We start from the raw sequence: 23,259 nt of genomic DNA, 5'->3' as shown, positions 1-23,259 counted from the left end.
TTTTAAAGTTTTCCCCAACAAAGGGCAGTACCTCTAGATGGGTATAAAAGAGACAAAAATCCTGCTTGGAAAAATGGGCATTCTTCTATAACAAGGGGAATAAATTTTAATATTGATTTTTTGAAGACCGGGCAATTCATTAAGTTTTTCTTGAGCTTGAATTCGCGGCTTAAAAGACAAGCTTTGCCTGATTTCACTGAGATTATAATCATAAACAACTTTTTGTGAAATAGCCAGCTTTATCTTCCCTTCGCCTTTTGAAAAATTTTTATCAAGAATCTCAATCCCCCATTTTTTAGGATCCGGATCAAGAACACGCTTATTATTGCCCAGTAAAAAATTTATTTTATAATCCACCAAATTAATCAAATCTTTTTCTTTAAAAACTATTGCCTTGCCGCTTTCATTATCTTGAAGTCCTTCCAAAGTTTTATATCCGGGAAAACTTTTTATGGTTGAAACGGGAATAATTTTGGCGCCAATAGTATCCAAATTAAAAATCGGGTTATCAACTTGAGTATCCAAATTTATTTCAAAATTGGCAATTAACGGTTCGGAAGCAACAGTCAATTGAACCTTGGACATCGGCAGCCAAACGGACAAAAAAATCAAGGCTAAACCGATAACGCCGAAAAAATAAAATTTAAAAGCAAAAGAAAAAAAATCTACCTTCACCGAATCGTCAATTTCCAATGATTTTCTATTTAAAATCGACATATTGTATTTCTTCTTTCAAATCAAAATTAAATTTATTTTTAACTGTTTTCTTGACTAAATTGATTAAAGCAATAACATCTTTGGCCCTGGCATTGCACAGATTAACTATGAAATTAGCATGTTTCTCACTGATTTGCGCTTGGCCGATTTGCTTGCCTTTTAAACCGCATTTCTCAATCAACCAGCCGGCTGAAACCGTGCCTGATTTCTTGAAATTTTCTAGCTCGGGGTACTTTTCTGATAATTTCGCCAGCCCGAGGCTGGTCAGCCTTAAGCTGAAATTTTTAAATACGCATCCGGCGCTTGGATAACGGGGTTGATTTGGAGATCTTTTTAATAAATTTTCTTTTATCAATTTTTTAATTTCCTCCTTGTCCCCTTTCTGCAATTTTAATTCAATCTCTAAAATAATATCTTTATTTTTTTGAAAAATACTTTTCCGATAAGCGAATTTTGCGTCTTTGTTTTTTAAATTTTTTATCTTGCCGTTTCTCAAAACTTTTATCTTTTCCACTGATTGTGAAATAGAATGACCCATGGCTCCCGTATTGCCGTATATTGCGCCCCCAAGAGTGCCCGGAATGCCTGCCGCCCATTCTAGTCCAGTTAAACCGGCCTTAATTGAAGTACTGACTAATTTGGCCAGTGATGTTCCAACTCCGACAACTAATTTATTATTTAGTAATTTGTAATTAGTAATTAGTAATTTTATCACCAATCCGTTAAATCCCCTATCCGATATCAATATATTGCTCCCGCCGCCCAAAACAAAATATTTAATTTTATTTTTCTTGGCCCATTTCAAACCCCCTGCAACTTCATCAACATTTTTGGCTTCCAAAAAATATTTGGCCGGTCCGCCAATTTTAAAACTGGTCAAAGGCGCCAAACAAACATTTTTCTTAACCTGAATCATGTTTCATATTCTATCAAATTTTAAGAAAAAGAAAAGGAGCGAAAGATGTTTTACATCAATCACTCCTTCTATTATTAGTCCTTATTTTAAGAAAACTCCCGGATAATACCCCCTATCTTTGGGATGGTAAAGATTCGTGGCGCCCATTATTGGCCTTGAACACTCTTTTTCCTCTGGAAGAGTTATTAATTCCCAACCCTCTTCTGTTTGTATAATACAGTCAATCTTGTCCCCACCCATCTTCTCATTAGAAATCTGAAGCTGAAATCCCCCTATATCGGAAATACGAACTCCGGTGATAGTACCAACAAGAATTTGGTAATGAGAACCATATTTACACCCAAAAACAAATCTGAAACCAATAAGATCGGGCATAGTTATCGGAAGGCCAGAACTTAAAAGGCCCTTTTCGGCCGCTCTCATTCCATCATAAAAATTTTCTTGGATTTCCGTCATTCTTCCCCCTTTTTTTAATTTTCTTTCCAAAACATGTTTGGAATTATTAATATATTAGCATATTTTTTAGCTTTTGTCAAGAGTAAAAAATTTTAATAAAAAAATAAAAGCGGGTGAGATTTTCTCACGCCGCTTTTTTTATTATTTCCCATATTCTGCGATAATACAACTGGAAATATACTCCGAAGACATACCCCATTCTTTAAATCTTTCTTGAACTTTTTTTTGCACCCAATCATCAATGAATTCGCCATTCACCTTATTATTATCGAGATAATTTCCGCTGTAGTCAAAAATGACATCCAGGGTTCCTTTTTCTTTATTAACTTCAAATCTAATTTCTTCCGGCGGACGATTACCTGAGTCTTTCATGATCCGAAATAAATCTCCGCTTAAAACCGGTTCTTCGATTCTCGTGATAATTGCATCTGCAATTATCCTTTTTTCTTTTTCATATCTTTTTATAACCCTATTCTGTTCTTTCTGAATTTTGCGAATTTTCCGTAGCTGCCTAACGGCATATACTCCGCTATTCATGGTTTTCCTCCTTTTTTAATTTTCTTTCCAAAACATGTTTGGAATTATTAATTAATAATATAGCAAATTTTGAACACTTGTCAACCCTATTTTATAATGTTAAAATAATTTTAATATGTTAAAACTTTATAACACTCTCACTCGCCAGAAAGAAGAATTTAAACCGATTAAACCCGGTTTTGCCGGCATTTATTCTTGCGGCCCAACGGTTTATTGGTATCAGCACATCGGCTGTTTAAGAGCTTATATTTTTGCCGATGTTCTCAAAAAAACCTTAATTTACAATAATTATCAAATCAAGCATGTTATCAATGTAACTGATGTTGGACATTTAACTTCTGATGCGGACACAGGCGAAGATAAAATGGAAAAAGCGGCTGCCAAAGAAGGGAAAAAAGCGGAAGATATCGCCAATTATTATTGGCAAATTCTTAAAGATGATTTTAAAAAATTAAATATCTCCGAACCCGATATTTGGTGCAAGGCAACCGAACATATTAAAGAACAAATTGAATTGATAAAAAAATTGGAAGAAAAAGGATATACTTACAAAACTTCTGACGGAATTTATTTTGACACTTCCAAATTAAAAGATTATGGCAAATTGGCCGGACTCAAAATAGAAGGGCTTGAGGCAGGTGCGAGAATTGAGATGAAAGAAAAAAAGAACATTACTGATTTTGCTCTTTGGAAATTCTCCCCTTCGACCATTCGACAAGCTCATGGCTCAGGACAAGCGAAAAGGCAGCAAGAATGGGAAAGCCCTTGGGGAATTGGTTTTCCGGGCTGGCATATTGAATGCTCGGCTATGAGTATGAAATATCTGGGAGAACATTTCGACATTCATACCGGCGGTGAAGAACATATTGCCATTCATCATACTAATGAAATCGCCCAAAGCGAAGCGGCCACGGGTAAAAAATTCGTCAATTATTGGCTGCATATAAGATGGCTCTTGTTTAAAGGCGGAAAAATGTCAAAAAGTAAAGGTGAAATTTATACCCTTTCAGAATTAAAAAATTTAAATTTTCAATCTTTGGCTTTCCGTTATTTATGTTTAAACACTCATTACCGTTCTCCCCTATCCTTTGATTTGGAAAGTTTAACTGCGGCTCAGAATGCTTTGAATAATCTTTATCAAATCGTGGGAAATTTTCCTAAACCAACTACCATAATTAAAGAAGTTGAAGAAAAATTTGACCAAGCCATTAACGATGACTTAAACACGCCAAAAGCTTTGGCGGTTGTTTGGGATTTATTAAAAGAAAAATATCCTGATGAACAAAAAATGGCCACTTTATTGAAGTTTGACCAAGTTTTGGGATTAAATTTGGATAAAGTAAAACCGATAGAAATTCCGGAAGAAATATCTGCCTTGGCCAAAGAACGGGAAGAATTAAGAAAACAAAAAAAATGGTCGGAAGCCGACCAAGTTCGCAAAAAAATTGAAGATTTAGGATTTACGGTGGAAGATGCTGAGCAAGGATCAATTATCAAGAAATTATCCTAAGCTTGGATATTTTCTTTTGAAACTTTTCCAAATTCTTTCCTCTATCTCCTCTCTGCTTAAAAGCTTATTATTTGAAGCGCATTCAATCAATAAAAAATCTTTAGGGAAAAATTTTACGATTTCCAAATAATTTTTTTCCGCTTGCTGCAAGTGTTTGATATCCTGTTCATGGATATCTCTTTTTTTACCGTGCAAATATTCGCGCGCTCCTTTTTTAGCCACTAATTTATAAGCCACCTTGGCCGGCACGTGAAGAAAAAAATTGATATCCGGTCTGGGAATGCCTAAAATTTCATATTCCAAATTATTAATCCATTTGAAAAAATTATGCCGAGTGTTTTTATTTTTTATTTTAACACCCTGGTGTCCCAAATTGGAAGCTACATAACGATTGGCTAAAATTATATTTCCCTGTTTTAACCATTTTCTAACTTGCGCGGAAATATCAAATCTGTCCAAGGCATAAAAAAGAGAAGCTTTATACGGTCCGACTTCTTTCCATCCGCCGTATTCGCCGGTTAAATATTTTTCCACGAAATAAGCAGAAGACTTCCCGTATTGCGGAAAGTCCACTGTTTTTATATTTTGACCTGATTGTTTTAATCTTTTAAGCAAACGATTAAATTGTTCGCTTTTGCCCGAGCCATCAGTTCCTTCCAAAACGATGAATAGCCCTTTCTTCTTCATAAATTAGATACTAATCTTTAATCCCGGCCCCATGGTTGAGGCAATGGACACTGATTTGATAAAATTACTTTTCACTCCGGCCGGTTTTGATTTTCTGACCGCGGACAAAAATGCTTCCATATTGCCTTGAATTTTTTCTTTATCCCAAGAAACTTTTCCCATTGCTTGATGGACATTTCCGCCGGCGTCATTTTTAAAAGCCACTTTGCCTTTTTTCAATTCACCGATAATTTTAGAAATATCTTCGGTAATGGTGCCGAGTTTTGGCGTTGGCATTAAACCCTTTGGTCCTAAAACTTTTGCCACTTGAGCCAAACTTCTCATCATATCAGGATGAGCGACGGCTACGTCAAAATTGCATTTACCTGTTTCCTTGATTTCCTTGATCAATTCTTCGCCGCCAACCAAATCAGCTCCGGCGTCTTTGGCTTCCTGAACGTGCTTTTCAGAAACAAAAGCAACAATTTTTTTTGTTTTTACCGCTCCATTTGGCAGAATAACCGAGCCCTTGGCTTGCTGTTCTGTTTTGGAAGGATTAATACCCAATTTAATATGAATATCAATCGTCTCGTCAAATTTGGCGGATTTCAAACTTTTAATAAGATCTATAGCTTCGCCTAAATTATAAGCTTTAGAAGAATCTGTTTGTTTTTTTATTTTTTGATAACGTTTGCTGTACATAAAATTAGCTTTTTAGGAATTAGCTTATTAGCTTTTTAGTTTTTCACCTCAATGCCCATTTGTCTGGCTGTGCCTTCAATAATTTTACAAGCCGCTTCCAAATTATCAGTATTCAAATCCGGTAATTTTATTTTGGCAATTTCTCTGATTTGAGCTTTGGTTACTTTTCCAACTTTCACTTGCAATGGTTTTCCTGAACCTTTCTCAATACCGGCCGCTTTTTTAAGCAATTCCGAAGCGGGAGGAGTTTTGAGAACAAAAGAATAAGTCCTGTCTTCAAAAACAGTAATTTCCGCCGGAATAATGTTGCCGATTTTATCTTTAGTGGCGTCATTAAATTTTTTGCAAAATTCCGCGATATTTAAACCGTGCTGGCCTAATGCCGGACCGACTGGCGGCGCGGGATTAGCTTGTCCTGCCTGAATTTGAAGTTTAATAACGCTTTTTATTTTTTTAGCCATAAAATTATTATATTTTTTTAATCTGTAAAAAGTCTAATTCAATAGGAGTTTCGCGGCCGAAGACGGAAATCAGAACTTTTAATCTTCCTCTCATTTCGTCAACTTCCTCTACTCTGCCTTCAAAACCCTTAAACGGTCCATCATTGATTTTAACAGGAGAACCGATGCTGATATCAATTTTATATTTGGGTTCTTCAACACCCATTCTTTTCTGAATATTTTTAAATTCCGCGTCAGACAACGGAGTAGGCGTAGTGCCCGAGCCGATAAAACCGGTAACATTCGGTGTATTTCTGACCACATACCATGAATCATCGGTTACATCCATTTCCACTAATACATAACCGGGAAACATTTTTTCAATCACCACTCTTCGCTTGCTATTTCTTATTTTAATTCTCTTTTCAGTGGGAATTAAAATATTAAAAATTTTATCGTGCATGTCCATTGAGTCAATTCTTTGCTGCAAGTTTTCGGCCACGTTTTCTTCGTATCCGGCATAAGTATGAATGGCATACCAACGGCGGCCTTCTTGTTGAATTTGCCTAGGCATAAATTTATAATATCACTTGTAATAATTTGGTTAAGAAAAAATCAATCAAACCTAAAAAAGCAGCGAGGCCTAAACTTATACCAATAACCAAAATAGTGTGGTTTGTGGTTTCTTTTCGTGAAGGCCAAGCCACTTTTTTCAGTTCGCTAATGGAACTTTTAATATAATTGCTAAATTTATTTATCATACTAATATTATTGGTTTTTAAAATGACCCGGCGGGTCTTATTTATAATAACACTCATTTAAAAACATGCAAGTGGATAAACTGGCTTTTTAGCCTGTAGGCTAAAATTTTTAATAAGCTAGTTTCTAAGGCCTAAAAAGCTAATAAGCTACAAGCTAAAAAGCTGTTTAGATATCCAAATTTTTAACGGCTTTGGCGTGGGTTTGAATAAATCTTTTTCTCGGTTCAACGTCTTTGCCCATTAAAATATCAAATATCTCGTCTGTTTTGGAGGCGTTTTCCACTTCTATCTTTTTCAAAATGCGGGTGTTTTTATTCATGGTGGTTTCAAAAAGTTCGTCCGGATTCATTTCACCCAAACCTTTATATCTTTGAATGTTAAAATTTTTCGGCGCTGATTGCTTGGGCGTATCCCCTATTTTCTTTACTTTAAATCCTTTGCCCACTTCTTCCGATTTATCATTTCTCTCTTGTTTTAAAAATTTATCTTTGTCTTCTTCATTGTAAAAATATTTGGAATTACCGCCAAATTGAACGCGATACAATGGCGGTTGAGCGGCGTAAATAAATCCCTGATTGACCAATTCCGGAAAATAACGATAGAAGAAAGTCAAAAGAAGCGTTCTGATGTGCGAACCGTCTACGTCCGCATCAGTCATAATAATAATTTTATGATAGCGCAATTTTTCAATTTCAAATTGTTCTCCGATATTTGTTCCCAAAGCGATAACCAAAGATTTTAATTCTTGATTGGAAAGAATTTTATCCAAACGCGCTCTCTCAACGTTCATAATTTTTCCGCGCAATGGCAAAATCGCCTGATACATTCTGTCGCGAGCCATTTTACAACTTCCACCGGCACTGTCTCCTTCGACAATGAAAAGTTCGCTCAATTGAGGATCTCTCGAAGTGCAATCAGCCAATTTTCCCGGCAAAGCCAAGCTTTCCAAAACGCCTTTTCTTAAAATTGTTTCTCGGGCTGATTTGGCCGCTTGTCTGGCCTTGGCCGACAAAACGCAACGTTTAATAATCGCTTCCGCATCTTTGGGATGTTCTTCCAAAAAATCTTTGAAAGCAGCGGAGAAAATCGTATCAACCGCCGTTCTCGCTTCAACATTTCCCAACTTGCTTTTGGTCTGGCCTTCAAATTGCGGATCTTTTAATTTCACGCTGATAACCGTGGTTAATCCTTCGCGAACATCATCACCTGTCAAATTGGCATCTTTTTCTTTTATATAATCTTTATCTCTGGCATAGCTGTTTAATACTCTGGTCAAAGCTGAACGAAAACCGACCACGTGCGATCCGCCTTCGGGAGTATAAATATTATTGGCAAAACCGAGCAAACATTCTCTGAAATCATTGGTGTATTGAAAACCGACTTCCACGAAAATATCTTCCGCTTCTTTGGCCACGTAAAAAACATTCGGATGCAGCGGTTCATTGGTTCTATTTAAATATTGAACAAACGAATATACGCCGCCTTCAAAATAAAAAGTGTATGATTTTTTATTTTTCGGAGACGATTCGTCGGAAACACTGATTTTTATTCCGCGTGTCAAATAAGCTTGCTGGCGAAGATGATTTAAAATTGTTTCAAAATTAAAATCTGTTCTTGGAAAAATTTCCGGATCAGGCTGGAAAGTAATGATTGTTCCGCTCCCCTCTGCTTTTCCGACTGGTTTGACTTTTCCGGTTGGAATTCCCCGTTTATATTCTTGCGCCCAAAGTTTTCCGTCTCTCTTAACTTCCGCTTTTGTGTAAACTGACAAAGCGTTTACCACTGAAACTCCCACCCCGTGCAATCCGCCTGAAATTTTATAAGCTCCTTGGTCAAATTTTCCGCCGGCATGAAGTTTGGTCATAACCACTTCAAGCGCGCTTTTACCCGTGCCTTTGTGAATATCAACCGGAATACCTCGGCCGTTATCCGAAACTCTGACTCTGTTGCCTTCCAATAATTCAATGCTTATTTCATTGCAAAAACCGCCCGTGGCTTCGTCCAAAGCGTTGTCCGCCACTTCCCAAATAAGATGATGCAAGCCGGTTAAATCGGTTGAACCAATATACATGGCCGGTCTTTTTCTAACCGGTTCCAATCCTTCAAGAACGGTAATTTGCTTGGCGCCATATTCTTTAATATCCGCCTTCTTTTTGTCTTGAGGAGTTATTTTGACTTCCGTCTTTTTGTCTGTTTGTTTATTTTTCATCAGTAATATTATATCACAAAATTAATTTGTTGACAATGACTTTTTTGAAATTTTACCCTGTCGTACTACTCGCTATTTTAATAAACTATCAATTAAACTAAAAATAAATCCTATAACTATTAAAATAATTCCAAAATTTAAACAACGGGGGCACTTAATAAATAAGGCATAATATTTTTTATTTTTATATTTTCCTTCGTTCTCCGTCCACTCATTTTGATCTTTACCTATAAAAAGGATAATCAATAATGTACCGATAAAATTAAAAATTAATCCAATCGTACCTATCATATCTTTATTTAATTATTTTTGTATATTGGCTCATTATCCAGCCTGTTTTATTAGCAGTATAATTTATTTTATACCAACCGGTTTGTTTTTCGATCACTTGATATTCTTTCCCGTTCAAGACTGAAATAATAATTTTTCCGTTCGCATTGGGTAAACTTCTAACTCGCAAACTCGGGACATTAATCTTTATCTTGATACCCTGATTTTTTGGCACTATATTTATTACTTCTGAAATTGTTAATTCTGAGCCCGTAGGATAAACATTTAATATATTCGCATCAACATCAATTATATTTTTCCATTTATATCCTCTGCCTAAAAATACCGCAGCACTCTTAATGGGACGTTTTTGATTGTTATAAATTAAATAAACACCGGCAGTACCTTTTATTCTGACCAAGGTTCCGTCCGAAAGTGAACCGATATTTTCTTGTTTTTCTGGCGATGTATAAATACATGATTGTGTAGTTGCAGGCGACAATACGCCCCCATCGCAATTTAAAATTTTATTACATATTCTAGTTTGAGCACCATTTGAAGAACAACTAGACCAATTACCACAAGACCAATTATTTACTATGCAGGTAGGAATATAAGTACAAGTTTGAGTTAAAATAGGGTTGCCCCCGGAACATCCACTTGGAGAAGAAGAAAATACCGTCCTTGATTGCACACCGCTTAAACCGCACTCACCCCAATTATTGTATGTGAAATCAGTACAAGTAAGTGCTTGATAATTACAGCTGATTGTTTCTGTAGATGGATGAGTAACTCCCTCTTGGCATTGCCCTATTTTATACCATGTTTTTGTTTGCTGACCGTTATTTGGACAAGCCGTTGGAGTTAAAAGAGACGTCCAATCGTTTTCTGAACAGGCTGGTGTAAGATTACAAGTTTGTATTAATATAGGATTACCGCCAATACAGCTTGCAGGCTGTGACGATATTATTGTTCTGCTTTGTTGATTATTAACACACGCGCCCCAATCAGAATAAGTCCATGAAGTGCAGGTTGGTGGAGTGTAAATATATGTGCAAGATTGAGTCAATATTGGATTTCCATTAGAACAACCATTTGGAGAAGAAGAAATTATAGACCTTGTTTGCTGACTGTTGTCTAAACACGAAGACCAATTAGAATAAGTCCATGAAGTGCAGGTTGGTGCAACATAAGCACAGGATTGAGTTAAAATAGGGTTGCCACCCGTGCAACCGTTTGGTGAAAATGAAGTTACAGTTCTATTTTGTGTCCCATTAGATTGACAAATATTCCAATCGGAATATACCCATGAAGTGCAAACTGGTAGAACATAAGTACAAGTTTGAGTTAAAATAGGGTTGCCCCCGGAACATCCACTTGGAGAAGAAGAAATTATAGACCTTGTCTGTGAACCGCCCTCAGAGCAAGAAGACCAATTAGAATAAATAAAAGAATTACAAGTAATCGGCACCGTCGGTATAACTATTATTTTGGTTTCATCATCAATTGGAATAGAATACAAAATATTTTGATATTTAACCTGATAATCAATTGAAATTAACTTGGCATTATATCTTGTAGACCAATCATTTGTCATACTGAATGTGAATTCTTTGTTATTTGTGTTCCAATCATTTTCAAAGATTCCTTTAGAAAAAGAAAAGTATAAATCATCAGAATAATTATAAAACTTAAAATAAATAGACTTAATTTCAGTATAATCAAAATTTGATGATAATATTTTAAACTTTAATTCAATTGGCTCTCTATCCCCTTCGTTAAATATTAATGGTGTTATCGCATATTGAACATCATTTTTATTTAGTTGATAATCATTTATTTCTGCACAAACTTGATTGACAAATGCAAAAACACCAAATATTAAAATGATTATTGTAATTTTAAAAAATGAGAATTGTTTTTTCATAGATTTAAATTATTGTTGATTTTCAAGCTAAAATTTATTTATTGAGAGTGACAGAACGATGTTGAAATGCGAATAAAAAAGCTTAACTATATTAATTAAATCCTAAAAAATAATTTATAGATTCTTAGTTTATTCTGGGTAAATAAAATTTTAAAATTTTAATTATTTTTTTTCTTTTATCGGAAGATGATAAAAAACTTAACACCAAATTTATATATTCATTTTTTGATAATCCTACCATTCCCTGTATCTCTCTAACAAAACCCTTATACGGATAAACCTTCAATATTTCTATAATTTCACTATTATTATCTGGCAAATCACTTACAAACAGGCTATCTAATTCAGAAAAAATAACACTTTTAAAATTATCATAATTCTTTTTATTTTTTACCAATCCAAATTTTTCACCTAAGTGCCTATGTTGTCGATCTTTTGAAGCAGTAAAAAATATTTTCTTTTTATTTTTTTTATAATTTTCCTTAATTTTTGAGATAATTTTTTCTTTTTCTTCTGGTTTCGACAAATGATTACAGACCATCTCAATTATTTCTGGTATCAAAAAAAGATTTTCTACCTTATTTAATTTAATACTAAATATTCCTTTTTTATGCCATGATTTAATCTTTTCTTCAGAATGAAAATCCCTGTCAATAAGCCCATAAACCTTTTTGTCGTGAAGATTAGGATTCTTTTTTAAACCCTTTACCGATTCAATTACTTCTCCACAAGAGCCGCGAGGAATAACTGTAAAATTATCATAGAATAACTGATAAATTTGTATATCTAGCGAACCCTTCTCACCTTCAACAAATAAAATTGATTTTCGACTTCCAAGTATTTCAAGATAAAGATTCTCAGGAATTATATTATTTGGATCAATCTCTTTCCAAATCCATAAATTATCTTTATAACTCTGGACCCAAATGAGCTTACTTGACGACTTACTAACTGCGAAATCGAGATCATGGGTTATATAAATAAAAGTACAGTCACTTCTATATTCTTCTAATTTATTCCACAATCTTGTCATTAAAGCTTTATGTAGATGAAGTTCTGGTTCATCAATAATTAGAATACAGTCTTTTTCAGCAAGTAAAATTTGAGAGATTAAATACAGGCCAACTTTTTCGCCGTCACTCATCTCTTGCCCAGAGAAATCATCAGCTCGAACCCTATCTTTCTCAAGTTTTAATGCTCGATAAGGAAAAATAGAAATCCAACAATCAATCACCTTCTCTTTTATTGATTGTGGAATTTCTACCCTCCCTCTAGACTCACGCGAAGATGCTACGTACTCTGAATCCCTCCTTGATTCTTGGGCAAACAATAAAATAAGTACTTGCTGATAATCATTTTGAGGTGAATTAGAAGGTTGATTTTTATAAATATTTTTAAGTTGATTATCTGCAGTCTCAACGTCTTGCTTTTCTACTAATTCACGCAATGTCAAATATCTCTGTGCAGAAATTCTTTTTGTAGGAGTATTTATTTGTTCAAGCATTGCTCCGAGTCTTGTTTTACCAGAACCATTTGCCCCAATAATAACCATATTTTTTTCAATTGTTATGGTTTCTTTCTCACTACTATTCGATTTCTGAATTTGAATATTTTTCATACTATTTTGAACCTTATATTTCTTAACTCACTTATTCATTAAATTGTGCAATAATCCATTTATATTCATCATCATTTAAAAAATAATATATTTTGAAAACTTATGCAAAATTTTAATTCAAACTGCTAGAATTTGAGCGATAAAAAATTGTCAATCCGGTAGGGAATAAACTACATCTTTTTCTTTCTCAAATACGCGGGAATTATTTTTTCTTAAATAAAATTATTTACCAACAAATATCCACGTCTTCTCCGATTTTTTCTTTTAGATATTCTTTAACCTCCTCTATCCCGCCGATTTGATCAATTAATCCGTTTTGAAGTGCCATTTCTCCAAGCATAGTTGAACCATCAGCTAATTCTGCCACTTTTTTAATATCTAAATTTCTATTTTCCGCTACTGATTTTATGAAATTTTGATATTGGATATTGACGTCACGCATTAAAAGGTCTTTTTCTTCTTGTGAGAGTGCCCTATCCGGGTCGCCGGTATCTTTGAATTTTCCTGAACTAAGCGGAATATAAGTCACTCCCTCTTTTTGATTTTGTTGAGTATAGTCTAGATAAGACATGGTAACTCCTATGCTGCCAACGTTAGAATTTTTAGAAGCAAAAATTCTGTCTGTACCGGTTGCCGCAAAATAAGCAGCCGAGGCTCCAATATCTCTAATTAAAGCAACTGTTGGCTTTTTAGCATTTTTTAAAGCATTACTGATTTCTTCCGCGGCTACTCCTGAACCGCCGTAAGAATCAATTTCTAAAATGATAGCTTTAATACTTTCATTTTTTTCTGCTTCATTGATGTAATAAACAATATTGTCAGAAGAGGTTTGATCTTCCAAAACATTTCCGTCTTTATCAAAATTATTTGATGGAATATAAGTCACAAATTCCCCATGCAATTGAATGCCCGACACATTGCAATTATTTTCTTCCACTTTTTGCTCAGTAGGTTCATTAGCTGAGTTATCTTCATTGGAGCCAAACTGATAGTCAATCGCATCCAAGATTATTATGATTGAAGCGAAAACAACTATAAATATAGCAATATATTTTAAAGTTTTTAAATCTCTTTCGCGACTCCAAAGTTTAAAAGTAAATCGTTTTTTTAATTTTTCTTCCATAGATTCATTTACTTTAATTTAATTAAATCATCGTAGTCACTATTCATTATTTTTATTCAATTATTTATTCTCCAAAATGAGGATCAATTTTAAGTGCCTTTTTATACATTTTTATCGCTTCTCTATGATTACCTAATTTATCTAAGGCATATCCTTTTCTAATATAAACATCGGCATTCTGAGGATCAATTTTAATTGCCTGATCAAACATTTTTATCGCTTCTCTGTAATTCCCTAATTCATTTAAGTCACTTCCTCTAAATTTGATTGCCTGACAGGATCTTTCTATCACTTCTTGATATCCTTTATTATAAATCCAGGCAAATTGAGGGGCAATTTTAATTGCCTGATCAAACATTTTTATCGCTTCTCTGTAATTCCCTAATTCATTTAAGGTCCTTCCTTTACTGTAATAGGCGGCGTCAAATCGAGGATTAATTTTAATTGCTTGGTCATACATTTCTATTGCTTCTTCGTAGTGTCCCAATTTTTCTAAGCCTATTCCTTCATTGTAATAAGTATCGGCATCTTGATTTAAAATTTTTGCATGCATATGACTGACGATTAAATTAGTTTTTAATTTTTTTCATCATATATTAAAATTTCTCTTCGTGGACTCATTAATAGGTATCTTCTTGTCATAAAATTTTCCCCGCCTATAACCCTTTATATTCAATTGGATTTTTGTATCTTATTCGGGCCATATTTATTTTAAATTCTTTATAGTTGTTGGCAGGCCCCAACACATTATCAGCATGCCAGCTAAAATTACTAATACACCAGGGGAAATACTTGTTATATAAAGTGGTATATCTTTAAAATCAGCAACAACCCTCCATTCTCCTCTTGCTCCTATTTTTATTAAATCAACTCCTTTATATAGAAAAAATAAAGAAATAATTGTATAGCAAATTGTTATTAATAAGCGAAGCCACCCATCACTTATTCTATTTGTTAGGCTCATATTTTATATTATAATTAATTTATTCCCCTTCTATTGTTCTATCGCGGTTTATTTAAGGAATAGTGCAAGATAAATTACCCCTTTTTCTTTCTCAAATACGCGGGAATTTCCAATTCATCTTCCGACAATTCGCTGTTTGAGGTTATCCACAATGGCCTATTGTAATTTTAACATTATATGCTATATTTTAATTAATCGCGCTCAATGAATTTATTCATTGAGATACACATAAATCCGAGGAATTACTTCCTCGGATTTATTTTTGTAAAATATCTCTTAAATTATCAATTAAACAAGCATAAAAAAGATTACTCTTTATCTCTCGATATTCCTTCCCTAAATGATCAGAAGCAAAAACTAAAATTACCTTTTTACCTTTTGCAATTAAATCCGCTGTTAAGGCAGAATAATCACCATCCCCACTAAATAACAATAATGTATCATAATTATCTTGAGCATTCAAAGCATCTCTAGTTATTTCTACATCAAAATCACATTTCCGCCTTCGAACCGGCAATTTTAAATTTTCTTGAAGCCCGCCTATTTCAATATTCAAATTTTTCAAATCAATATCCAATTCTTCAATTAAGTCAAATATTTCCTTTAAACTTTTCTCACTAGACAAGTTAAAAGATTCCTTGTTGTTACCAACGCTTGTTTCAGACAAATCATTGATTTTTTTAATCAACTCATAAAGTTTATTTGAAATATTAGAATTTGTATTTTTCACATTATCTAATACATTAAATAAATCTTTAACAATTTTCTTAAAATGAGACTGTTCTTCCAGCAAAACTGGTATCCATTTAACTTCTTTAAAAATAGGAGTAAATCCGATGTTTTTAATTTCTAATTCAAAATTTTCTGATTTTGGCTGACCCTTTTCTACTCCATAATAAAATCTTTTATCAATAATTTTTGGTCTATCAAAAAATTTAAATAATTTTTGAGGGCATACTTCCCATTTTAAAGTTTTTGACCAACCCCAAACGTTTGCCCAATCAATAATAAGTAAAGTTCTTTTTTTTATTTTTAATTTAAATTTTTTATTTTCCATATTAAATTTCTATCCCATAACGCGGATTATATGTTTCATCAGTGAGTTGAATATCATTAATTCTATCAAATGAAAATCTCCTGATGCCACCTTTACTAATATCCCAAGCAAAAAGACCGTCTTCGCCATCATCATGACTGAAACTATAGGGTTCTATATATCGCCACCCCTCGCTTGTACCATCTTTCTCACGATAAATAATCTTTAAAATCTTTCTTTTACTGGCAGCCTGTTTGATTGTTTCTATAATTGAGTACATTATTTTTTTGGTTAGTTATTACTGTTCAAGTATTAACTGTTAATTTTTAATTATATCAAATTTTACTCCAACATACTACTCACTATTTCTAAAAATTTTGAAATTTATTCACAATAAATGTTTTGACAAAAATTTTATATTTGATAAGATGATTATATCACCACGAAGAAGACCCTTATAGAGTTCCGTCTCTATCGGGGGCTTTTTCATTTTACATCTTTCTCTTTCTCAAATACGCGGGAATTTCCAATTCATCTTCCGACAATTCGCTGTTGTTTATATTATTTTTTAGTATTATTAACGCCGATCTTCCAGACATTCTTTTCCAAGAAAGCTTCAATTGTTTGACGAACCGCTTTATTTATAAGATTTGAATGCGAAAGTTTATTATTTTTAGCATAGTCAGCCAGAGTGATAATTTTTTTACCTTCCAAATATGCCAATCGTTTGTGATAACTATTAGTAAGCGCCCTACCCACTATTTCTTCCATAACAGCCGTCGCGCCTTTTTCGTCAAATTCTTTAAATGCTTCATAATATTTTTTCCTGTCAATAAATTTTATATTTATCGGGACGAATCCTTCTCGTATCAGTAAATAATTGTTAATAACGCGTCCAATGCGGCCATTGCCGTCAATAAACGGATGGGTATATTCAAAAGCAAGATGCAATTTCGCTATGCGCTTAATAATATTCTCATGGCTTGCGGCATTATATTCCGCCAACATTTTTTCAAGGCGATCCACTACTTCTTTTGGATTCGGGGCTATATGGTTTCCAACACGCACAAATTCATTGTCTTTTCTAAATCTTCCGGCGACATCATCGCGGATATTTGAAATTAACATTTTATGAAGTGATAAAATTACTTCAAGTGTAAGTTCTTGTTCTTTGGCTTTTTTGTCTATATAGGATACAACTTTTGCCAAATTCTTTGCTTCAAAAATTTCTCGTTCGGTAATAAATCTGTCCAAATCAATTTGAAGAAGTATTTTTTCGGTTTCTTCGAAAGTAAGCGTGCTGTTTTCAATGGCGTTTGAGTTATAAACCTGTTCGGCGACTTCGGTTTCGGCGATAAGTTTAATAAGCGCCTGCTTGCCTATAGACGCTTTATAGTATCTCTCACGAAGAGAATTTATATTATTGAAAACATTAAGTATTTTTGTCATATACTACTATTATACACTTTTTTCACGGTTTTGTCAAGATAACCGTGAAAAACTGGTAAAAAACACGGATTTTCACGGTTTTGACTATAATTTCACCTTAAATTACATCTTTTTCTTTCTCAAATACGCGGGAATTTCCAATTCATCTTCCGACAATTCGCTGTTGTTTTGAAACTTTGATTTATATTCCTGTTTTGAAATCGGTTCTATTTTCAATATTTCTTTTTTTTCTTCTTTAATTGAAGATTTTTGAGGCAGTGGAGTTTCGGTAAATTCTTTTTTGTGGAACGGCTCAAAAATTGGCGTATAAGAATGCAATTGGCTGAAACCCGTGGCGACAATCGTCACCTTAACTTTATTTTTTAAATTATCATCTGTTACGGCGCCGAAAATAATTTGCGCCTCTTTTCCGATTTGATTGGTGATTTCTTGAGTGATTTCATAAACTTCATTCATGGTTAAATCCGGTCCGCCGCTGATGGTGCAAAGAACTTTTTTCGCTCCCTTGATGGAAATATCTATTAAAGGATTTTCCAAGGCCAATTTTGCGGCTTGCCTGGCTCTGTCCTCTCCTTCGGCCGTGCCCATGCCGAGTATTGTTTCTCCGGCGTTTTCAATAACCGTTTTGACTTCAACAAAATCTATGTTAATCAAACCGGGCAAATTAAGAATATTATAAATTCCTTCTATCGCCTGTTTTAAAATTTCGCTGGAAATATTAAACGCTTCCAATAAAGGAGTTGATTTATCAATGGTCTGCAAAAGCCGGCTGTTCGGAATGGTAACCATCGCGTCAACTCGATGAATTATTTTTTTAAGAGCTTCATCGGCAATATGCTTGCGTTGAGCTCCTTCAAAAATAAAAGGCGTAGTCATTACGCCGATAACAAGAGCTCCATTTTTTTTCGCCAATTCCGCCACAATGGGCGTTACCACGCTGCCCGTTCCCCCGCCCAATCCGGAAACGATAAAAATCAAGTCAGCGTTGTTTAAAGATTTTTTCACGTCATTGATGCTTTCTTCAATAGCCATTCTGCCCAGTTCCAAATTCATTCCCGTTCCCAATCCTTTGGTGATTTTTTTTCCTATTTTTATTTTTTGAACTTTTCCCTTGATTGAATCCAGAGATTTAAAATCAGTATTGATGGCGACGTATTCAATATTGTTTATTTTAGCTTTAATCAGCCTGCCGATAGTCGCTCCACCCGCCCCGCCGATGCCAATAACTTTTATTTTTACCGCCAACTTTGACGACTGATTTTTGGATTGAGCCATAGTTTAAAGCGGATTAAGCATTTTAAACATTTTTTTTATTTTTGAAAAAGTTTCATTCTTGAGAACTTTTGTGTTCCTGATGCTGTTTTTCGGTCCGTATAAAACCAAACCCACGGCTGTGGAAAAAATCGGGTCGTAAGATTTATTGATTCCGCTCGTGAATCCTTGAGACACGCCGATTGAAGCCGGAGTTTTGAAAACATTTTTAGCCGTTTCCACCAATCCGTCCAATTTTGATCCCCCGCCGATCAAGACCACGCCGGCCGGCAATTTGCCGCTTCTGGCCACGGTCATTAATTCTTTATCAACTATTTCAAAAATTTCTTCGCATCTTGCTTCAATGATTTTCGCCACTTCTTTTCTGGAAACCAGGCCTTCTTCATTTTCATCCAAATCTTTCAAATTGATTTGTTCATGCTTGTCCACTTTGTCGGGCAAAGTTGTTCCATATCTTAATTTAATCGCCTCGGCCAAATCAAGAGGAATTTTCAAACCGAGAGAAATATCGCCGGTAATATGGCGGGCGCCAATGGGCAACACTTTTGCCAATAAAATATCTCCTTCTTCAAAAACAACCAAGCTGGTGGTGGTGTGTCCCAAATTGACCACGGCCACGCCGAAATCTTTCTGTCTTCTGGAAAGCACTGTTTCCGCGGCGGCCAAAACCGATAAAATTTTGTCATCAATGTTAACGCCGACGCGATAAAAACATTTTGTTAAATTTTTAATTTGATTTGAAAGGCCTAAAATAATTTGCGATTCCACTTCCAAGCGCACGCCGGTCATACCGATCGGATCTATGATTCCGGGCTGATTATCAACCGTAAAACTTCTCGGGATGCTGTGAATGAATTCATAATTCGGCGGCGTAACCACGGTTTGAGCCGCTTCCAAAACTCTTCTGACATCATCGTCTTTTATTTCTCCGTCAGCTCGGGAAATGGCTATCACGCCCTTGCTTTCTTGCGAAATAATATGCGAGCCGGAAATACCGATATAAGCATGCTCTATTTGCATGCTTATCATTTTATCAATTTTTTCAAGACAAGAAGAAAGAGAAGAAATGGTATCTTCAATGCTGATAATCATTCCTTTTGAAATTCCTTCCGATGGTTCTTCGGCCAAGCCGATAATATTCAACTCACCGGCAACTTCTTGCCCAACGGCGATTTTTATTGATTTTGACCCGAGGTCAATTCCTGTAATTATTTCTTTGGAAGACATATGATTTAAATTTCTAATTTCTAATTTTTAATTTCTAAACAAATTTTTAATGTTTAAATTTTAAGAAGATATGGTACGAAGATAATTAGTCCCACCACGACCGAAGCCAAGGCGGCCACAAAAACCGCGGCGGCCATAATATCTTTAACCGCTTTGGCGATATAATCTATTTTCGGTTGAAATAAATCAACCACTCTTTCCAATACCGAATTGGCCAGTTCCAAAATTAAAACCATCGCCACTAATAAGATAATCACCACTCTTTCCAGAGTTCTCAAAGGCAAATAAAAAGCGCCGATTAAAACAACAATTGCAAAAATAATCTGAATTCTGAAGCTGACTTCGTGGCGAAAGGTATACCCTATCCCCCGAAAAGCATTGATGAAACTTTTAATTAAACGATTGAAAAACATATGCGTATTTATAATAGTTTTTAGTTCATAGTTATTGGTTATAGTTATTCAGTTGTCAGTTAGAAACCGGCAACCAATAAACCAAGACTAAAAACCATTAACTAATAACTATAAATTTTCACGGCAATTCGCGTCCGCCAACTTACGAAGTCTTATATTACTCTAAGTATTTGATTAGCGAGTTTGTCCATTTTATTTTTTTCTTTTTCAAAACGATGGTCGTGTCCCAAAATATGCAGAACACTGTGAACCAATAAAATTTTCAATTCTTCAATTTGAGTGTGCTTGAATTCTTTCGCCTGCTTTTTGAGCTGAGACCAGCAAATTATAATTTCGGCCGGATCGCTGAAAGACAGAACGTCAGTGGCTTTATTGATTTTGCGATATTTTTTATTAATCGCCTGAATCGTTTTTTCGTTTGTAAAAACAACGGAGAAAGAATCGATATTTTTTATTTTTGGAATTTTCTTGGCGGTTTCCTTCAAAATTCTTTTCAAAATCAATTTAATAAAATTCTTGCTGAGATTAAATTTTATTAATTTATTGATTTCTATAATCATATTAATCCTAAGAAGCTAAAAAGCTACAAGCTAAGAAGCTAGTTTTTCAGTCCAACATATTTCGGTTCTTTACTTAATTTTCCTTTAAGCAAATCATTGAAAATTCCTTCTATTTCTTCCATTTGAACATCTCTTCCGCCCAATCCCAAAATATAAGTTTGTCTTGAGGTTTTTGAATTCAAGCATTCGCTGATATCGCTGGTCAACGGCGTTATTGAACCGCAACCCATCACTCTTTCCAAAATGCCGACAAATTTTATTTTATTTAAAACTTTTTCCACTTCTTTATAAGGAAATGGCCGGTATAAATTAATTTTCAACAAGCCGACTTTCTTGCCCTGAGATCTCAATTTATCCACTGCTGCTTTGGCTGTGCCGCTGACAGAACCCATGGCCACGATCACCGCTTTCGCGTCAGACATAAAATATTCTTCAAAATATCCGTAATTATTGCCGGTGATTTTTTTAAGCTCTTGTCCTATTTTCAAATAAACTTTTTTTGCCTCGTTCATCGCGTCCGCCACTTGTTTTTTAATTTCAAAATAATAATCCGGCATCACGAACGCTCCGATGGTTAAAGGTTTTTTAAGATTTAAAAGATAATTTTCCGGAGTATAATCGCCGACGAAATTTTTGATTATTTTATCGTCATAAACTTTAACGCCTTCCAAATTATGCGAAGCGATAAAACCGTCTTGGCAAACCATAACCGGCAATTTAACTTTTTGACTTTCGGCCAAACGAACGGCTAAAAAATTATTTTCATAAACTTCCTGATTATTTTCACAGAATATTTGTATCCAACCCAAATCGCGCGCCAGCATCGCATCTTGATGATCATTATGAATATTTAAAGGAGCGGATAAAGCTCTCATTGCCAAATTCATCACAATCGGCAAACGCAAACCCGAGGCAATGGGCAAAATTTCAATCATTAAAGCCAATCCTTGACTGGAAGTGGCCGTCATCGCCCGTCCGCCCGCGGCAGTAGCGCCAACCACCAAACTCATAGCCGAATGTTCTGATTCAACGGAAATGAATTTCGTCTCCACCAATCCCTGTTCAACTATTTTCGCGAATTTTTCAATAATCGGAGTTTGTGGAGTAATCGGATAAGCCGAAAAAACAGCCGGATTAATTTGTCTCATCGCTTCGGCTGCGGCTTCTCCGCCGGTTAAGGCTATTGTTTTAAAATTATTTTTAATCATTTTATTTTCCCTCTTTCATTATTATTGCTTTGACCGGACAAACTTGAGCGCAAATTCCGCAACCCTTGCAATAATCAAAATCTGTTTCAACTCTTTTGTCTTCTTTGAGCGGGATGCAATTTTCCGGACAATAATTAACGCAAACTAAACATTGAATGCATTTTTTTTTATCCCAAACAGGCACTTGAGACCGCCAAGAGCCGGTTTTATAATCTTTTGACGAACCCGGTTTGTCAATTATTCCGCCAATTAAAATTTTATTTTTTTCAGTCATTATGATATTTTAAGAAAATTATAACCTTCTTGAATTGATTTTAAATTTGCCTCAATCAATTGAGGACTTAATTTTTTTACGAATTTTTCTTTAGTTCCCTTGAGCAATTCGTCCAAACAAATAATTTTCGTCGCCTTGACCAAAGCGCCGAGCAAAACGGTATTGGGAATATCTTTCTTGAAAAATTTCAAAGCAATATGCGAAGCCGGAACGGTATAAATTCTGAAATTATTACCCAGTTTCTTTTTAAAACTGTCGCTTGAAGCGTTTGAATTGATAATAACAATTCCGTTTTTTTTCAAACCTTGAGTGACATTTTCAGTTTCAACCAACAAGGGGTCAATTACCAAAACCGCGTCCGGTTTTTTAATATCCGAATGCAGTTTAATCGGCTGATTGTCAATTCTGACAAAAGCATTCATCGCTGCCCCTTCTCTGGCCGGTCCGTACGAAGGAAAAGCCTGAACAAATTTGCCTACCGCCAAATTGACTTCAGCAAAAAGTTGAGCAATTGTTTTTGCTCCTTGACCTGCTCGACCATGAATGCGAATTTCAAACATAAGTTATAATACTAATCTATGAATTTTATGAATACTACAAATTACGCTTTAGCGAAATTCACCTGAACGATGTCGCGGAAAAGCCTTAGAAAATTAAGGAGTTTTGCAGAAAAATTCATCTGTTTGACGATCCCGCTATAGTCGGGAGAGGAGTTATGAATTTTTCTTTAAGCAAAACGACTTTAATTTTCAAGGATTTGGAGCGTTGAGTGAAGGTGAATTTCGCGACTTTTTATTGCGGCGTAAGTTTAATGGCTTGAACCGGGCAATTTTCTTCCGCTAAACGATTGCAGCCCAAATCTTCAATTTCGTCTTTAATCATTTTGGCTTTGCCATCATCCCCCATTTCCCAATTAATCGGACAGACCGCTTCGCAAGTTCCGCAGCCAATACATTTTTCTTTGTCTATTTGAATTTTAAACATACAAAAATTATTTTAAATTA

Annotated in this window: 28 protein-coding genes; 1 reads left to right on the top strand and 27 read right to left on the bottom strand. The window is 34.8% G+C overall.

Going from position 1 to position 23,259, the window contains the following annotated elements; genetic code table 11:
• Positions 1 to 33: 33 nt before the first annotated feature.
• From PHF10_03965 to PHF10_03950, 4 genes are all read right to left on the bottom strand, one after another.
• The gene (locus PHF10_03965) at positions 34 to 717 is read right to left on the bottom strand and encodes a hypothetical protein (protein MDD5534878.1); all 684 of its coding nucleotides are present in this window, start codon (positions 715 to 717) and stop codon (positions 34 to 36) included.
• Complete coding sequence (gene murB, locus PHF10_03960; GenBank protein ID MDD5534877.1) at positions 701 to 1,633, bottom strand: UDP-N-acetylmuramate dehydrogenase; 933 nt, start codon at positions 1,631 to 1,633, stop codon at positions 701 to 703. Before murB ends, PHF10_03965 begins: the two co-directional genes overlap by 17 nt.
• Positions 1,634 to 1,714: 81 nt before the next feature.
• Entirely contained in the window at positions 1,715 to 2,089 is a 375-nt protein-coding gene (locus tag PHF10_03955) for a hypothetical protein (GenBank protein MDD5534876.1), read from the bottom strand.
• Positions 2,090 to 2,230: 141 nt separating this feature from the next.
• A complete protein-coding gene (locus tag PHF10_03950; protein MDD5534875.1) occupies positions 2,231 to 2,626 on the bottom strand; it encodes a hypothetical protein in 396 nt (131 codons plus the stop codon).
• Positions 2,627 to 2,741: 115 nt separating this feature from the next.
• On the opposite strand from PHF10_03950, the gene cysS reads away from it, so the two are divergent.
• Positions 2,742 to 4,136, top strand: a complete 1,395-nt coding sequence (cysS, locus tag PHF10_03945; GenBank protein ID MDD5534874.1) for a cysteine--tRNA ligase — start codon at positions 2,742 to 2,744, stop codon at positions 4,134 to 4,136.
• On the opposite strand, the gene PHF10_03940 is transcribed toward cysS, so the two are convergent.
• From PHF10_03940 to PHF10_03830, 23 genes are all read right to left on the bottom strand, one after another.
• Entirely contained in the window at positions 4,128 to 4,823 is a 696-nt protein-coding gene (locus PHF10_03940) for a hypothetical protein (GenBank protein ID MDD5534873.1), read from the bottom strand. The two genes, cysS and PHF10_03940, sit on opposite strands and share 9 nt — an antisense overlap.
• A gap of 3 nt (positions 4,824 to 4,826) precedes the next feature.
• On the bottom strand, positions 4,827 to 5,504 hold the full coding sequence (gene rplA, locus PHF10_03935; protein ID MDD5534872.1) for a 50S ribosomal protein L1: 678 nt from the start codon (positions 5,502 to 5,504) through the stop codon (positions 4,827 to 4,829).
• Between the two features lie 35 nt (positions 5,505 to 5,539).
• Complete coding sequence (gene rplK, locus PHF10_03930) at positions 5,540 to 5,965, bottom strand: 50S ribosomal protein L11 (protein MDD5534871.1); 426 nt, start codon at positions 5,963 to 5,965, stop codon at positions 5,540 to 5,542.
• A 7-nt stretch (positions 5,966 to 5,972) separates the two neighbouring features.
• Complete coding sequence (nusG, locus tag PHF10_03925) at positions 5,973 to 6,518, bottom strand: transcription termination/antitermination protein NusG (GenBank protein MDD5534870.1); 546 nt, start codon at positions 6,516 to 6,518, stop codon at positions 5,973 to 5,975.
• A gap of 4 nt (positions 6,519 to 6,522) precedes the next feature.
• Entirely contained in the window at positions 6,523 to 6,705 is a 183-nt protein-coding gene (gene secE, locus PHF10_03920) for a preprotein translocase subunit SecE (protein ID MDD5534869.1), read from the bottom strand.
• 166 nt (positions 6,706 to 6,871) lie between these two features.
• Positions 6,872 to 8,914 (bottom strand): DNA topoisomerase (ATP-hydrolyzing) subunit B, encoded by a 2,043-nt coding sequence (gene gyrB / locus PHF10_03915; GenBank protein MDD5534868.1) that lies wholly within the window; start codon positions 8,912 to 8,914, stop codon positions 6,872 to 6,874.
• Between the two features lie 72 nt (positions 8,915 to 8,986).
• The gene (locus tag PHF10_03910) at positions 8,987 to 9,205 is read right to left on the bottom strand and encodes a hypothetical protein (protein ID MDD5534867.1); all 219 of its coding nucleotides are present in this window, start codon (positions 9,203 to 9,205) and stop codon (positions 8,987 to 8,989) included.
• 4 nt (positions 9,206 to 9,209) lie between these two features.
• On the bottom strand, positions 9,210 to 11,111 hold the full coding sequence (locus PHF10_03905; protein ID MDD5534866.1) for an SH3 domain-containing protein: 1,902 nt from the start codon (positions 11,109 to 11,111) through the stop codon (positions 9,210 to 9,212).
• Positions 11,112 to 11,235: 124 nt separating this feature from the next.
• Positions 11,236 to 12,729, bottom strand: coding sequence for an AAA family ATPase (locus PHF10_03900; protein ID MDD5534865.1), 1,494 nt, complete (start codon positions 12,727 to 12,729; stop codon positions 11,236 to 11,238).
• A 226-nt stretch (positions 12,730 to 12,955) separates the two neighbouring features.
• Positions 12,956 to 13,852, bottom strand: coding sequence for a signal peptide peptidase SppA (sppA, locus tag PHF10_03895; GenBank protein MDD5534864.1), 897 nt, complete (start codon positions 13,850 to 13,852; stop codon positions 12,956 to 12,958).
• 64 nt (positions 13,853 to 13,916) lie between these two features.
• On the bottom strand, positions 13,917 to 14,405 hold the full coding sequence (locus PHF10_03890; GenBank protein MDD5534863.1) for a tetratricopeptide repeat protein: 489 nt from the start codon (positions 14,403 to 14,405) through the stop codon (positions 13,917 to 13,919).
• Positions 14,406 to 14,558: 153 nt separating this feature from the next.
• Positions 14,559 to 14,816, bottom strand: a complete 258-nt coding sequence (locus tag PHF10_03885) for a hypothetical protein (protein MDD5534862.1) — start codon at positions 14,814 to 14,816, stop codon at positions 14,559 to 14,561.
• A gap of 256 nt (positions 14,817 to 15,072) precedes the next feature.
• Positions 15,073 to 15,873: an NYN domain-containing protein gene (locus tag PHF10_03880; protein ID MDD5534861.1), complete on the bottom strand. Its 801-nt coding sequence runs from the start codon at positions 15,871 to 15,873 to the stop codon at positions 15,073 to 15,075.
• 1 nt (position 15,874) lies between these two features.
• Positions 15,875 to 16,132, bottom strand: coding sequence for a WYL domain-containing protein (locus PHF10_03875; protein MDD5534860.1), 258 nt, complete (start codon positions 16,130 to 16,132; stop codon positions 15,875 to 15,877).
• Between the two features lie 281 nt (positions 16,133 to 16,413).
• Positions 16,414 to 17,301, bottom strand: coding sequence for a Fic family protein (locus tag PHF10_03870; protein MDD5534859.1), 888 nt, complete (start codon positions 17,299 to 17,301; stop codon positions 16,414 to 16,416).
• A 102-nt stretch (positions 17,302 to 17,403) separates the two neighbouring features.
• Positions 17,404 to 18,576, bottom strand: coding sequence for a cell division protein FtsZ (gene ftsZ / locus PHF10_03865; GenBank protein ID MDD5534858.1), 1,173 nt, complete (start codon positions 18,574 to 18,576; stop codon positions 17,404 to 17,406).
• 3 nt (positions 18,577 to 18,579) lie between these two features.
• On the bottom strand, positions 18,580 to 19,800 hold the full coding sequence (gene ftsA, locus PHF10_03860; GenBank protein ID MDD5534857.1) for a cell division protein FtsA: 1,221 nt from the start codon (positions 19,798 to 19,800) through the stop codon (positions 18,580 to 18,582).
• A 53-nt stretch (positions 19,801 to 19,853) separates the two neighbouring features.
• Entirely contained in the window at positions 19,854 to 20,213 is a 360-nt protein-coding gene (locus tag PHF10_03855) for a diacylglycerol kinase family protein (GenBank protein MDD5534856.1), read from the bottom strand.
• Between the two features lie 152 nt (positions 20,214 to 20,365).
• Positions 20,366 to 20,773: an rRNA maturation RNase YbeY gene (ybeY, locus tag PHF10_03850; GenBank protein MDD5534855.1), complete on the bottom strand. Its 408-nt coding sequence runs from the start codon at positions 20,771 to 20,773 to the stop codon at positions 20,366 to 20,368.
• A gap of 38 nt (positions 20,774 to 20,811) precedes the next feature.
• Entirely contained in the window at positions 20,812 to 21,978 is a 1,167-nt protein-coding gene (porA, locus tag PHF10_03845) for a pyruvate ferredoxin oxidoreductase (protein MDD5534854.1), read from the bottom strand.
• A gap of 4 nt (positions 21,979 to 21,982) precedes the next feature.
• Entirely contained in the window at positions 21,983 to 22,255 is a 273-nt protein-coding gene (locus PHF10_03840) for a 4Fe-4S binding protein (protein MDD5534853.1), read from the bottom strand.
• Complete coding sequence (locus PHF10_03835) at positions 22,255 to 22,815, bottom strand: 2-oxoacid:acceptor oxidoreductase family protein (GenBank protein ID MDD5534852.1); 561 nt, start codon at positions 22,813 to 22,815, stop codon at positions 22,255 to 22,257. The genes PHF10_03840 and PHF10_03835 overlap by 1 nt, the downstream gene beginning before the upstream one ends.
• 232 nt (positions 22,816 to 23,047) lie before the next feature.
• Positions 23,048 to 23,239 (bottom strand): ferredoxin, encoded by a 192-nt coding sequence (locus tag PHF10_03830; GenBank protein ID MDD5534851.1) that lies wholly within the window; start codon positions 23,237 to 23,239, stop codon positions 23,048 to 23,050.
• Positions 23,240 to 23,259 lie beyond the last annotated feature (20 nt).

This window comes from Patescibacteria group bacterium (assembly GCA_028716665.1).
GTDB lineage: Bacteria > Patescibacteriota > Patescibacteriia > UBA2591 > JAQUPP01 > JAQUPP01.
The sequence above is the reverse complement of the archived record's forward strand: the minus strand, read 5'-3'. Positions and strand labels throughout refer to the sequence as shown.

Excerpts from the sequence above, each read along its gene's own strand:
- PHF10_03965 (MDD5534878.1), bottom strand. The coding sequence starts at position 717 with ATGTCGATTTTAAATAGAAAATCATTGGAAATTGACGATTCGGTGAAG.
- murB (MDD5534877.1), bottom strand. The coding sequence starts at position 1,633 with ATGATTCAGGTTAAGAAAAATGTTTGTTTGGCGCCTTTGACCAGTTTT.
- PHF10_03955 (MDD5534876.1), bottom strand. The coding sequence starts at position 2,089 with ATGACGGAAATCCAAGAAAATTTTTATGATGGAATGAGAGCGGCCGAA.
- PHF10_03950 (MDD5534875.1), bottom strand. The coding sequence starts at position 2,626 with ATGAATAGCGGAGTATATGCCGTTAGGCAGCTACGGAAAATTCGCAAA.
- cysS (MDD5534874.1), top strand. The coding sequence starts at position 2,742 with ATGTTAAAACTTTATAACACTCTCACTCGCCAGAAAGAAGAATTTAAA.
- PHF10_03940 (MDD5534873.1), bottom strand. The coding sequence starts at position 4,823 with ATGAAGAAGAAAGGGCTATTCATCGTTTTGGAAGGAACTGATGGCTCG.
- rplA (MDD5534872.1), bottom strand. The coding sequence starts at position 5,504 with ATGTACAGCAAACGTTATCAAAAAATAAAAAAACAAACAGATTCTTCT.
- rplK (MDD5534871.1), bottom strand. The coding sequence starts at position 5,965 with ATGGCTAAAAAAATAAAAAGCGTTATTAAACTTCAAATTCAGGCAGGA.
- nusG (MDD5534870.1), bottom strand. The coding sequence starts at position 6,518 with ATGCCTAGGCAAATTCAACAAGAAGGCCGCCGTTGGTATGCCATTCAT.
- secE (MDD5534869.1), bottom strand. The coding sequence starts at position 6,705 with ATGATAAATAAATTTAGCAATTATATTAAAAGTTCCATTAGCGAACTG.
- gyrB (MDD5534868.1), bottom strand. The coding sequence starts at position 8,914 with ATGAAAAATAAACAAACAGACAAAAAGACGGAAGTCAAAATAACTCCT.
- PHF10_03910 (MDD5534867.1), bottom strand. The coding sequence starts at position 9,205 with ATGATAGGTACGATTGGATTAATTTTTAATTTTATCGGTACATTATTG.
- PHF10_03905 (MDD5534866.1), bottom strand. The coding sequence starts at position 11,111 with ATGAAAAAACAATTCTCATTTTTTAAAATTACAATAATCATTTTAATA.
- PHF10_03900 (MDD5534865.1), bottom strand. The coding sequence starts at position 12,729 with ATGAAAAATATTCAAATTCAGAAATCGAATAGTAGTGAGAAAGAAACC.
- sppA (MDD5534864.1), bottom strand. The coding sequence starts at position 13,852 with ATGGAAGAAAAATTAAAAAAACGATTTACTTTTAAACTTTGGAGTCGC.
- PHF10_03890 (MDD5534863.1), bottom strand. The coding sequence starts at position 14,405 with ATGCATGCAAAAATTTTAAATCAAGATGCCGATACTTATTACAATGAA.
- PHF10_03885 (MDD5534862.1), bottom strand. The coding sequence starts at position 14,816 with ATGAGCCTAACAAATAGAATAAGTGATGGGTGGCTTCGCTTATTAATA.
- PHF10_03880 (MDD5534861.1), bottom strand. The coding sequence starts at position 15,873 with ATGGAAAATAAAAAATTTAAATTAAAAATAAAAAAAAGAACTTTACTT.
- PHF10_03875 (MDD5534860.1), bottom strand. The coding sequence starts at position 16,132 with ATGTACTCAATTATAGAAACAATCAAACAGGCTGCCAGTAAAAGAAAG.
- PHF10_03870 (MDD5534859.1), bottom strand. The coding sequence starts at position 17,301 with ATGACAAAAATACTTAATGTTTTCAATAATATAAATTCTCTTCGTGAG.
- ftsZ (MDD5534858.1), bottom strand. The coding sequence starts at position 18,576 with ATGGCTCAATCCAAAAATCAGTCGTCAAAGTTGGCGGTAAAAATAAAA.
- ftsA (MDD5534857.1), bottom strand. The coding sequence starts at position 19,800 with ATGTCTTCCAAAGAAATAATTACAGGAATTGACCTCGGGTCAAAATCA.
- PHF10_03855 (MDD5534856.1), bottom strand. The coding sequence starts at position 20,213 with ATGTTTTTCAATCGTTTAATTAAAAGTTTCATCAATGCTTTTCGGGGG.
- ybeY (MDD5534855.1), bottom strand. The coding sequence starts at position 20,773 with ATGATTATAGAAATCAATAAATTAATAAAATTTAATCTCAGCAAGAAT.
- PHF10_03840 (MDD5534853.1), bottom strand. The coding sequence starts at position 22,255 with ATGACTGAAAAAAATAAAATTTTAATTGGCGGAATAATTGACAAACCG.
- PHF10_03835 (MDD5534852.1), bottom strand. The coding sequence starts at position 22,815 with ATGTTTGAAATTCGCATTCATGGTCGAGCAGGTCAAGGAGCAAAAACA.
- PHF10_03830 (MDD5534851.1), bottom strand. The coding sequence starts at position 23,239 with ATGTTTAAAATTCAAATAGACAAAGAAAAATGTATTGGCTGCGGAACT.